11 protein-coding genes are annotated in these 11807 nt (G+C 38.0%); 5 read left to right on the top strand and 6 right to left on the bottom strand.

The features are described from left to right. Positions 1–37 precede the first annotated feature (37 nt). The 4 genes from SVZ03_09540 (at position 38) to SVZ03_09525 (ending at position 3324) form a co-directional block, all read left to right on the top strand. Positions 38–1783 (top strand): radical SAM protein, encoded by a 1746-nt coding sequence (locus tag SVZ03_09540; protein MDY6934449.1) that lies wholly within the window; start codon positions 38–40, stop codon positions 1781–1783. A 195-nt stretch (positions 1784–1978) separates the two neighbouring features. Continuing rightward, positions 1979–2317 (top strand): DUF6249 domain-containing protein, encoded by a 339-nt coding sequence (locus SVZ03_09535; GenBank protein MDY6934448.1) that lies wholly within the window; start codon positions 1979–1981, stop codon positions 2315–2317. Continuing rightward, on the top strand, positions 2310–2873 hold the full coding sequence (locus SVZ03_09530; protein ID MDY6934447.1) for a sigma-70 family RNA polymerase sigma factor: 564 nt from the start codon (positions 2310–2312) through the stop codon (positions 2871–2873). The genes SVZ03_09535 and SVZ03_09530 overlap by 8 nt, the downstream gene beginning before the upstream one ends. Continuing rightward, complete coding sequence (locus SVZ03_09525) at positions 2854–3324, top strand: hypothetical protein (protein MDY6934446.1); 471 nt, start codon at positions 2854–2856, stop codon at positions 3322–3324. The genes SVZ03_09530 and SVZ03_09525 overlap by 20 nt, the downstream gene beginning before the upstream one ends. On the opposite strand, the gene polA is transcribed toward SVZ03_09525, so the two are convergent. The 4 genes from polA to SVZ03_09505 all read right to left on the bottom strand — a co-directional run bounded on the left by polA (position 3321) and on the right by SVZ03_09505 (position 8405). After that, a complete protein-coding gene (gene polA / locus SVZ03_09520) occupies positions 3321–6023 on the bottom strand; it encodes a DNA polymerase I (protein MDY6934445.1) in 2703 nt (900 codons plus the stop codon). The two genes, SVZ03_09525 and polA, sit on opposite strands and share 4 nt — an antisense overlap. A 6-nt stretch (positions 6024–6029) precedes the next feature. Next, on the bottom strand, positions 6030–6962 hold the full coding sequence (locus SVZ03_09515) for a hypothetical protein (protein ID MDY6934444.1): 933 nt from the start codon (positions 6960–6962) through the stop codon (positions 6030–6032). Between the two features lie 678 nt (positions 6963–7640). Then, positions 7641–8030: a hypothetical protein gene (locus tag SVZ03_09510; GenBank protein ID MDY6934443.1), complete on the bottom strand. Its 390-nt coding sequence runs from the start codon at positions 8028–8030 to the stop codon at positions 7641–7643. A 69-nt stretch (positions 8031–8099) separates the two neighbouring features. Continuing rightward, positions 8100–8405, bottom strand: coding sequence for a hypothetical protein (locus SVZ03_09505; GenBank protein ID MDY6934442.1), 306 nt, complete (start codon positions 8403–8405; stop codon positions 8100–8102). Positions 8406–8945: 540 nt separating this feature from the next. Here SVZ03_09505 and SVZ03_09500 point away from each other — a divergent pair. Further along, positions 8946–9932, top strand: a complete 987-nt coding sequence (locus SVZ03_09500) for a nitronate monooxygenase (GenBank protein ID MDY6934441.1) — start codon at positions 8946–8948, stop codon at positions 9930–9932. Positions 9933–10131: 199 nt separating this feature from the next. Here SVZ03_09500 and SVZ03_09495 read toward each other — a convergent pair whose 3' ends face one another. Together SVZ03_09495 and SVZ03_09490 are read right to left on the bottom strand one after the other, a co-directional pair. Then, positions 10132–10401 (bottom strand): hypothetical protein, encoded by a 270-nt coding sequence (locus SVZ03_09495; protein MDY6934440.1) that lies wholly within the window; start codon positions 10399–10401, stop codon positions 10132–10134. A gap of 293 nt (positions 10402–10694) precedes the next feature. After that, positions 10695–11426: a hypothetical protein gene (locus SVZ03_09490; protein MDY6934439.1), complete on the bottom strand. Its 732-nt coding sequence runs from the start codon at positions 11424–11426 to the stop codon at positions 10695–10697. Between the last annotated feature and the right edge of the window lie 381 nt (positions 11427–11807).

Genomic DNA, 11807 nt, shown 5'->3' with positions numbered 1-11807 from the left:
TTGCTCAAAAAATATAATCGAATAAGGAAATTTCAAAATGAAGATAAAGGTTCTGCTGCTTTATCCTGAAATCCCTATAACCTATTGGAGTTTTAAATATGGGATTGCCTTTGTTGGCAAAAAAGGGTACTTCCCTCCTTTAGGTTTGCTTACAATTGCTGCCATGTTACCAGATGACTATGAAGTTAAATTGATTGATATGAATATCTCAAAACTAAATGAAGATGATATTCTTGATTCGGATATTGTTTTTATTTCTTCAATGATCATTCAAAAAAAATCTTTCGATGAAGCTGTTAGGATGTGCAATAGATTAGGGAAACCGATTGTTGCAGGAGGCCCCTATGCCACCTCTACATATAAGAAGATTGAGGGCATCGATCACTTCGTGTTAAATGAAGCAGAGACAACCCTACCCGCCTTTTTGAGTGATTTCCGTTGCGGCAAGGCAAAGCGTATCTATACCGATGCGACTAAACCAGATATTACATCAACCCCTGTTCCTCGATTCGATTTAACAAATATGAACCAATATGCTGCTATCTGTTTGCAGTTTTCTAGGGGATGCCCCTTTAACTGTGAGTTTTGCGATATTACTGAGATGTTTGGACGAAAAACTCGCACTAAGTCAAAAGAACAATTCATAAAAGAAATGAATTGCGCTTATAATACTGGATTTCGCGGTTGTCTTTTTATTGTAGACGACAATTTTATTGGAAACAAAAAAAATGTAAAAATGCTTCTCCCAGCTATTATAAAATGGCAAAGGGAGCGCAGATATCCCTTTTCACTTATCACCCAGACCAGCATTGATTTAGCCCAGGATGAGGAATTGATGAACATGATGATAGATGCAGGTTTTGACAGTGTATTTCTGGGTATAGAGACTCCAGTTAAAGAATCCTTGAAACTTACTAAAAAAAATCAAAACCTTAAGTCTGATATGCTTGAAAGCATAATAACAATCCAGAAAAAGGGCATGGAGGTAATGGGTGGATTCATCATAGGCTTTGATAATGATCCTGATAATATCTTTGACTTACAGATTGATTTCATACAAAAAGCTGGAATTCCTTCAGCCATGACAGGGATACTTATGGCACTGCCCAATACCCAGCTTTACAGGAGACTAAAATCTGAGGATCGAATAATTGAGGATTCATCAGGCAACAATACTCATCACATGCAGATTAATTTTCAGCCGAAGATGGATATGGAATCACTTCTAATAGGATATAAATACCTGATATCAGAGATTTATAAACCCGAAAAATATTTTGAACGATGCCTCACTCTAATAAAAAGATTGCCTGTGAGCAAATTTTCATATATCGGTTCATGGAGATATGTAAGAGCCCTGCTACTATCTATGATAAGGCAATCCTTTTCTAATTATGGCTATCATTATTTAAAATTTATAACAAAAGGGATGCTTACAAATCCAAGACATTTTACTACAATTATTCGATTAGCTATATTTGGACATCACTACTTTACAATTACTCGAGAATTACTAACAGCAGATAGCTTTAAAAACCATTTAGATGAACTTACTCAATCATTACGCGATAGAATGGCTGGTATGTCCGTATCCAACTTTGATGATGCGCTAAAAAAAATACAAAGTTTTAGAAATATTTTAGTTGCACAAGTACAGAATGAGTATTTTAGTATACATAAAGATTTCCGTATGTTGGTTGAGGACTCATTGAAATATTTTCATAAAATCACAGAAGAAGTAATCTCGGAATGGGAAAATACTTGGTGTGCAAGTGATCTATAAAAGATAGATATCTGCATCAAAAATAAAAATGTAATTTTTAAATATACGAAAAGAGCCCATACCAATTCACTGATGCAGAATATCATACAATAGACTCTACAGGGTGGATTATAGGTTAAGCATTTTATCTATACTTAACCTATAAAAACACAGTTTTGCTATATTCTGTAATCATCATTTTATTCAGGAGTAATCATGGAATCTGTTCCATCAGTTGCCGCACAAATAATAGTTACTATAATACCTATTGTGGGTATTGTTGCTGGATTCACAATCTTTTTTTTTTACATGCTATGGGATCATAAACGCAAGGTGTTAATGATCGAGAAGGGTATTGAGCAGAAATCCCTGGATCTTGAATCCTTGAGTTTGTTATCAGGACTAATTCTTTTTGCTATTGGATTGAGCCTTACCCTCTTCTTTTATATAAAAGAGGGGATAAGTTATAGCATCCTTGGTGGATTATTCCCCTTGTCAATTGGTCTCAGTCTAATAATATTCTTTGTGACAAAAATAACAACAAAAGATGGATGAAGGCATCTATACTGATGAACAGATTATTAAAAAAATTCTTCATGGAGAAGTTGATCTTTACAAGATTATCGTTGAAAAATATCAGCAATATATATTCAACCTCGGGATGCGATTTCATAAAAATAGGGAGGACGCATACGATTTTGTACAGGATGTATTTCTAAAGGCTTATGAAAAGCTTCATACATTTAGGGGAACCTCAAAATATTTTTCCTGGCTTGTGAGAATTGCATATAATCATGGAATTAACTCAGCAAAGACAAAAATAATTGACTCAAGCTTAGTCGAAACTTATATTAAAAGTGATGATGCGACACCAGAAGAAACCCACTTAAGGGAAGAATTAAGAAAGGCTCTATTAAAGGCAGTAGAGGCATTGCCCGAAAAATACAGATTGTGCATAGATTTATATTTCTTCTATGGACTTTCCTACAGGGAAATAGAAATGATTACAGATATTCCCTTGAACACAATAAAATCAAATATGCTCAGGGCAAAAATTATATTAAGGGATACACTTCGAGGAGGTATTGCTGATGAACATCATAAATTGTGATAAAATAATAACAAGATTTCTGGAAATGGAAGACTATAGAGTGATACCTCTGAATATAAGAGTGCATATGCTCTTTTGTAACAGATGCAGAGTGGAAGTATATATGCTTAAAGATGCACTTGATGAAATTAGGGAATTCAATCCCTTTCCTTTGAGAAAAGACCTAACAGATGAGATCATGCAAAAAATTTTGCTGACTGAAACACCCTACAAAAAAGAGATCTCAACCTTTAATTGGGTAACTGCAGGTTTAATTATCTTCTTAAGCATATTCCTAATCTCCTACAGCGAACCGATGATTTGGTTAAAGAATCAATTCGGCAACAATTTCGAAGTACCCTTAAGTATAGTATTGGGGCTAATAATCTCAATCTATTCAATTGTATTCATTGGAACTCATCTGGAAAAATTAAAGCATAGCATCGGTATTCTGAAGAAGAAAATTTCTTAATGTGCCTCAGCCCATGTTTTACCCCAACCCACATCTACAATCACAGGCACCTTAAGTATGATAGCCTCTTCCATCTCTATCCTTACAACCCTCTCCATATCATCCTTTTCCTCAATAGGTACCTCAAATACCAGTTCATCATGCACCTGGAGGATCATCCTTGAATTATAATCCTCCTGGCATAATCGCTTCTGTATGTTTATCATTGCTCTCTTGATGAGATCTGCAGAGGCTCCTTGGATCGGTGTATTTATCGCAATCCTTTCTGCCCCTTCCCTTGCAAAGGATGATTCAGAATTGATCTCAGGAATGAATCGCTTGCGCCCTAAAAGGGTTGTTACATATCCATTCTCTCTGGCAAAGGCAATTGACTCCTCAACATACCTCTTAAATCCGGGATATATCTCAAAATACATTTTTATAAATTCAGCAGCCTCCTTTACTGATATATCTGCCTGTTGAGATAGTCCATAGGGTGATACACCGTAAATAGTAGCAAAATTAATAATCTTTGCCTGCCTCCTCATCTCATTAGTAATAGAACCAATCGCGGTGTGAAAGATATTTGAGGCCGTCAGATTGTGTATATCCATACCCTCCTTGAAGGCCTTGATCATATTCTCATCCTCTGATAAATGCGCAGCCAAACGGAGTTCTATCTGAGAATAATCAGCTGACAAAAGAAGGCACTCCTTATCAGAGACAAACGCCCTTCTTATTCTCTTACCAAATTCGTCCTTTATGGGAATATTCTGAAGATTGGGATCAGAGGAAGACAACCTTCCAGTAGCCACAACAGTCTGATTATAGGATGTGTGGATTCTGCCTGTCTTCCTGGATGTAATTTTTGGCAATGAGTCAGTATAAGTGTTCTTAAGCTTGCTTAATGTTCTATATGATATTAAATGAGGTATTATCTCGTGCCTTGCCTTCAATGCCTCAAGAACTGTGATATCTGTTGAAAAACCAGTTTTGGTTTTCTTAACCGGTTTCAATCCCAACTTTTCAAAGAGGATCCTCGACAACTCTCTTGTTGAGTTGATGTTAAATCTCTCGCCAACTATGGAATAGATCGTCTCCTCCACCTCGCCTAGCAATCTCTGATTCTCAATGGAAAGATCTTCAAAATAATTCAGATCAACCCTTACCCCATTCCACTCCATAGTTGCCAAAACATTCACAAGGGGCATCTCAATATCATAAAAGAGTCTATCAAGCATCCCTTCCTTTAGCTTATGCTTTAATATTTTATACAATCTATATGCAACATCAGCATCCTCAATAGCATATTCCGACAACCTGTCAAGGGGCACATCTATAATAGAGATCGCTTTTTTGCCTTTACCAACCAATTCCTCGTAACTTATGGTTTTATAATTTAAATATTTCCATGCAAGATCATCAAGATTATGACGTCGTTCTGTTGGATTGAGAAGATATGAAGCGACCATTGTATCAAAAAATATTCCCTTCATATCAATTCCCTCATTCTTCAATATAATTATATCATACTTAATGTTCTGCCCAATTTTTTTAATCTCTGGGTCTTCTAATGCCTGTCTTAAGAGATCCAATGATGATTCTTTAGTAATATTTACGTCATCCATGTGGCCACGAATGGGAATATACCAACCCTCATTCTCATTAATGGATAGTGATATCCCTACCAGTTCCGCCTCTATAGGATGAAGTGATGTTGTCTCAGTGTCTATCGAGACCTCTCCCTTTTGATTTATCAGATAAATCACCCCTTCAAGATCATTTCTGCTAGAGATTATCCGATAATCCTTTCTAATATCACTCTTCTCCTCAATTTCTCTTCCCTCCTCTTCCGGGAAGCGTTCCTTGATGATTGACATCATCTCCATTTTATAAAAGTACTCTTTAGTCTTATCCGAGTTCAGATCTGGTTTGGCTATCTTATCAATATCTATCTCAATGGGAAGACTGTCACGTATGGTAACGAGATCCCTGCTAAGAAATGCCATTTCCTGATTATTCAGGATTGATTCCTTAATCTTTGCACCTTTTATCTCATCAATATGTTCATAGACGCCTTCCAGATGATCATACTGACCAATCAGCTTCTGTGCGGTCTTTTCTCCAATTCCAAGCACCCCTGGTATATTGTCAGTTGAGTCACCCATAAGAGCCATATAATCTATTACCTGATCAGGTCTAATACCAAGCTTCTCAGTGACCCCCTTAACATCATAGATCTCAAATTCCGTAATCCCCCTTTTATTAGCATATATTTTCACATTGTCATTTACAAGCTGATAGGCATCCTTATCCCCTGTAACAAGCACCACCTCAATATCCTTTCCTGAATACTTTTTCGCTATGGTACCCAGCACATCATCCGCTTCGTAATCCTCCTCCACTATGCACATAATACCCATAATGGATAGCATATTCTTTATCTCGTCAATCTGAGGTCTAAGATCATCCGGCATCTTTTGACGATTGGCCTTGTATTCCGGATAAAGCCTAAACCTGAAAGACCTCCCCGGCGGGTCAAATGCAACGATAAGGTAATCAGGGCTCTCTTCATCAATGAGCTTTAACAGCATCCTAGCAAAACCATAAATTGCGGAGGTATTCTGCCCCTTGGAGTTAGTCAAGGGATTTTTGATGAATGCATAATAAGCTCTATAAGAGAGCGCATGTCCATCAATGACAAATAATCTCTTTCTCATTTATCTTCAGTCTATTAGCTTAGTTGTCCAAATACCGTTTTGCAGCACAATACGCGAGGGATCATTTGGCCGTGGAGATTGTTTGTAAGCAGCGATGGTATATTCGGGATCATGAGGCAGTTTTAATCCAAATCCATCATCCATTGCAAAGGGTTGAGGCAAGACAGTATTGATCTTATGATTGTTTACTGAGGATAGGAGTTCATCTGTAGATTTATAGGCATTGAGTTCTTCAATTATTTTTAGGGTTGGCGGCATGAGCATTATTTCACCCGCTTTTTGTTTCTCTAAGGCCAAGCATGGAGTAATCCAAAGCGAGTCAGTCATCTCCATGCCATCGTGAATGGGTTGTTGTCCACCGGGCATACGCGCAATGAAGAAACGCGTATCAAATCTCTTTGTTTTAAAAGCTGCCTCCGCCTCAGGCGTAATCCAGTGAGCATAGGGTAATAGAAGATCAAAAGCGAATAGGATATTTTCCTCTCTGGATATCTCAATAAAGGATAGTTCATTATTCATGAGTCTTTTACGGTATTGTGAAAAATGCTGCCTTATCTCTTCATCAAGGAAGTTGACCAAATTACCCTCAGAGAAATAGGCTAAGAGTATACCCGCTTCCTCGAAAGTCTCCCGCAGCGCTGCGCAAAATAACCCACAGGCTATATCATCTGGAAGATCTGGCTCCTGCAGAATTAGTTTTGCATTTGAGGATGAAATGCCGCATATGCAGGATACTAACTCACTCGAACAATCCATATCATCCAATCTGCCGCCCGGGAAGACATAAGCTCCACCCATAAAGGATTGATTCCGATGACGCTTCATAAGGAATATCTCATACATATCCTCTGTTGCATCTCGAATAATGATTACTGAAGAAGCATGTATAGGCACAGAGGCCTCCCTCTCTTGAGTTCCCTTGTCATTATCTGATTTCATAACATCCTAATTTATCTTTATTAACCCTTTATAAGTGTCAAGGAAAAAACTAAACTGCACTAACCAGCATTGGCAGTAAAAAATCAGGCATTAACGCCTATGAATATATCCATGATCGAGTTACTGGCGCTTTCAGAATCCCATCATTAGCACAAATTATTCAAGATAGAACTATTGGTATGATAACCTCTCGTCATTCCCATTATATGTGCTTACCATGAAATTTTGAGAGGATACATTTTCTTCGATTTAATCCTCACTTCCACTCCCTTATCATGGAAGGTGGTTTTGATAAAGAGTGAGATTTTGTACATATTCCCATTGTAGACCTTACCGAACGGCGCAAATCCCAGATCTTACGGCGCAAACCCCCGATCTTACGGTACAAAACCCCGTTCTTACGGCACAAATCCCCGATCTTACGGTACAAAATCCCCATTCTTACGGTACAAAACCCCGTTCTTACGGTACAAAATCCCCGATCTTACGGTACAAAACCCCGTTCTTACGGTACAAAACCCCGATCTTACGGTACAAAACCCCATTCTTACGGTACAAAACCCCGATCTTACGGCGCAAATCCCCGATCTTACGGTACAAAACCCCATTCTTACGGTACAAAACCCCGATCTTACGCCCGTAAAACCGCATCGGAACGTAAAATAAACACAAATGCAATCAGCTATGATAGGGTATCGCTTTCAGATTCCCCTTTTGCATCACTCTTGCGCTTTGATCTGCATAAATACTGACTCGCAAACCCCTTGATCCTGGCTTCATCTCTCCAAAAAATAAACCGCCAAAACTCACGCACCTCGTCAACCGCCTCTTTAAATGCGTGTAGCCCTGATCCCTGATCTTTTTAACCCCGCTGCTGTCAGCGCGCTCAGCGCTTGCGGCGCCCAGAAGATCAGACATCTCATCAGCCAGTACAGCAGCCTTCTCCAGAAGAGCCATATCTAATTTAATAGACTCTAATGCTTCCGGATGCTCTCTGCCAAGAACACTCAAATCATTTAAGTCCTGAATCATGTCAGCGTGCCCGGTATCTTGCGCTATCTCGTCCACCCTTCCCAGTATGTCAGGCTGCTTTCTGTAGGCAAAGCGGAAGGTATGCAGAAGCTCATCTCTTAAATCCTAGGCCAGAGGGGACTTCTCTGTCCACAGCCTTTCTGCCTCCTCGTGGCTGAACCTTGTTGTTATCCATCTGGATTGGGCCTCCCTGAGAGCGCCGCACCGCTTCTGCATATCTTCAACCAGTCCCCAGTCAAGCCCCCTGTCCGTTAATTCTTTTTTGTCCTCCTGACTCCAATGGAAAAAGTTTGAACTCCTTATTATATGCCTTCCAACTATTATCGGCCTTAGAGCCACTAGGTTCAGGATAATGAGTTGTGATGTAGGACGGAATATTTTGAGCAGGCATTCCTGATGGTGAATATACACATATCAATATCAAACAGAATATCATTCTAAAGACAATAGAAATATTTTTCATTCCCTAACAAACTTCTCAACATACATATTTTAAACCGCCACTTTTGTGATGAATCAAATCATTTAGTGTTCTACTAACTCTTAAATCCCTCTTTTGAGGATAAGCCGGTAAGAGACTCTACAAACCACTATCTCCGGGGATATAGTTAACAGCTATTATGATCATTATTGGCCTTAAATAGAATATAACATATAAGGTCAAGTTCAAAATATTATGCTTATACAATAATTGACATAATACACTTTCCCATTTGAAACCAAGCGCTTAGTAATTTCTTATCAATACATTATTGTCGATTTTAATCATATATTGAAATTGCTCTGAAAATAAAAATATATTGACATGAGCTTTGATATATCAATTTCTTTATCATATATATTTATAATAAAAATATTTCTTTCATCATACATAATAAATTATTCATTACCATAAATATAAATTATCAATATTATAATGAACAAATAATATAAACAAAAAGGAGAATCGATGTGGAATGGAATACAAAGATTACAGAGCTTCTGGGATGCAAATATCCAATTATCCAGGGAGCGTATCACGGATTTGGAACCTCTGCCTTGGCGGCCCCTGTATCTGAGGCTGGCGCATTTGGATTAATTACAGCCTCAGCCCTCCATACACCTGAAAAGCTGAGAGAGGATATACAGAGAGCCAGGTCTATGACCGATAAACCCTTTGGTATAAACTTAACCATAGGTCTTTTCCCTGGCATGGAAGAGATGATGGAGGTAGCAATAGAGGAGAAGATCCCTGTGGTGGAGACCGCCGCCTTTAAGGCTGAAGAGTATGGTAAAAAGCTCAAACAAGCCGGCATCAAATGGATTCATAAGGTTGCAACCGTGAAACACGCTGTAACAGCCGAGAAGTATGGCGCTGATGCTGTGGTTATTGTTGGCCTTGAGGGAACCGGTTTTAAGCATATTTCCCAACTCCCCACCCTCGTTAATATATCCTGGGCAACAAGGCTGATAAAGATACCCATCATAGCAGCCGGAGGCATTGCTGATGCTCATGGCTTTTTGGCATCCCTTTGTCTAGGCGCTGAAGGGGTATATCTGGGGACTGCATTTATGGCCACTAAGGAGTGTCCAATCTCAGATCGATTTAAGGAAGCTCTCGTTAAAGCTGATCCCACTGACCCGAAATATAGAGACAGATGCCTAGCCCCCCCAAAAGCTGAGGAATATGAGAGGGCTATGCAAAAAAGGGGAAAGGTTGCGACTCATGAATGGCTGCGAGAACTAGAGATGACGCTCCTTAAAAGCACCTCTGAAGAAAGGGACTCGATGAAGGATATTGATAGCATGGACATGTCAGAAGAGATACTACGGTCAGCCGGAGGTTCTTTGGCTGTTGCAGCCATTGACAGGGTTTTAAGCGTAAAGGAACTCATTGATGCTATAATCAAAGAAGCCGAGGAGATACTTCATAGCGGCAAGTTTCCTACTGGAGCATAGGGTAGATCTATAGAAACAAGCCAAAAGGATACTTGGCTTATATGTAGGGGAAACAGAAGCTCATCTTTGTGAAATCTGTATTAGCACATATTAAAAAGGATTGAGGGGATGATGGATATCCCTATCCAAAACTTCGGGAGGGTAATAAATCATAACCTTTCTATCGTATTCGAGAGCTTAGGGAAACTCATGGACGAGATTATGCCTGCTTTGTAAGATATGTTAATAGAGTAATTAAAAGCGCCAACATTGAAAGACCTATTCCCATTAACCATTGCATTGAAGTGAATCGCTTGTTCATATCTTCAAAGCGCTTGTCCACTGAATCAAAACGCTTTTCCATTAGCGCAAATCCACTTCTCATCTCCTGTATCAAAAGAGCAATATCATGAGTGGATGCCTTCTGCTCCCTCAACTCCTCAATATCTGCCTCAACTTCCTCTATCAGATTCAGGAACAGCTCTACCACATGCTCCTCATTACGGGTGTTCAATTGCTGTACCAGAAAAACTATTTTCTGTCGAAGTTGTTCACGTCTTTGGGTTGTTATAGTCGCCATGATTTAAAATATAAAAATGTGTGAAAACATACTCCCCCGATTGCATCGGGGGAGTATGTTTTCATCTCAATTTTTAGATATAACTATCGAACTAAAATATCACTTTTCAATATATATCACAAATCAACTTTACTATATTACTAAATGTGCGAGTTCTTAATTCAGAAAAGAATGTCAATCTCAGCAATGATTACATACGGATATTAATAAAAATTATATCCAACAGATAATGTGATCTTAGAATATTTAAATTCTTCTTCATAAGAATAAGGAATATTTTCATAATAATAACCTGAATATGGATCACCCACTAGTTCGAGTTCAATACCCGATTCCTCAACTTTCCCATTGTTAACTGAATAAAGTAATTCTACCTGAATCCCATCAGATATAATTATTCCAAATCCTAATCCCCAGTAAAGTCCTCCACTCAAATCACCATCTTCACCTTTAAAATCATCATTACCAAAGAGTAAGTTATAGCCTAAATGCGCTACTGCAAATGGAGTGATAGAATTATCTAAAGGAACCTTAAATTTAAATAGTCCGTGAATAGGTAAAAAATTGAACTTTGGATCTAATCCTCCAGTATTTTCATCAAAGCTTCGCTTATGTTGATAGGAAATACCAGCACCAAATCCAGCTCGTTCGTTTATAGCTCCTACAAATTCTGCTGAAAATGAAAAGCCATTATCTATATCATATTCTTCAGATTCTGATAATTCAAAACCCGATAGTTCCAATGTTGCGTCATAATCATATTTCCCATTCAGATCATATCCTGCTTTAATAGTAAAATAACCCCCAGTTGTATCTCGAGGCACACCCCTCTCCTCTTCATCATCTAAGTCGAGATCAATATCAGCAAAGGCTATACTGCTTACAAAAAGAGCCATCAAAACAGATAGAAACACACTCAAGTACTTTTTCTTCATTACTTTTTTCTCCTTATTATTCATTTCTCAATTTATTGTTCCAACCTATATTCAACAAGAACCACTCCCTTAGAAATTCTATTATAGATTGTCTGTTGATAATATCATTTAAAATTAATATATCACACATACTTTTTAATATTTAAATTTTATTATATCACCTCCTTGAATTTAATAACTCTTTTGTAGATATTAAACTATCCTACCTTTAAAAGCAACAGCAATAATGTCAATCATTAAACTGATTAGGACAAGGAGATATTCTAACAAGCGGGCAAATTAGGTATCACTCAAAATTAATAACATTTTGAGTGATACCTAATATAAATTTTGCAAAAGGGGAGAAAATCAAATTTATTTTGTTTCAACATTATGATTTAT

The sequence above is a fragment of the Spirochaetota bacterium genome (assembly GCA_034190085.1).
GTDB lineage: Bacteria > Spirochaetota > UBA4802 > UBA4802 > JAFGDQ01 > JAXHTS01.
The sequence above is the reverse complement of the archived record's forward strand: the minus strand, read 5'-3'. Positions and strand labels throughout refer to the sequence as shown.

Coding starts and splice junctions, on each gene's coding strand:
- SVZ03_09540 (MDY6934449.1), top strand. CDS start 38: ATGAAGATAAAGGTTCTGCTGCTTTATCCTGAAATCCCTATAACCTAT.
- SVZ03_09535 (MDY6934448.1), top strand. CDS start 1,979: ATGGAATCTGTTCCATCAGTTGCCGCACAAATAATAGTTACTATAATA.
- SVZ03_09530 (MDY6934447.1), top strand. CDS start 2,310: ATGGATGAAGGCATCTATACTGATGAACAGATTATTAAAAAAATTCTT.
- SVZ03_09525 (MDY6934446.1), top strand. CDS start 2,854: ATGAACATCATAAATTGTGATAAAATAATAACAAGATTTCTGGAAATG.
- polA (MDY6934445.1), bottom strand. CDS start 6,023: ATGAGAAAGAGATTATTTGTCATTGATGGACATGCGCTCTCTTATAGA.
- SVZ03_09515 (MDY6934444.1), bottom strand. CDS start 6,962: ATGAAATCAGATAATGACAAGGGAACTCAAGAGAGGGAGGCCTCTGTG.
- SVZ03_09490 (MDY6934439.1), bottom strand. CDS start 11,426: ATGAAGAAAAAGTACTTGAGTGTGTTTCTATCTGTTTTGATGGCTCTT.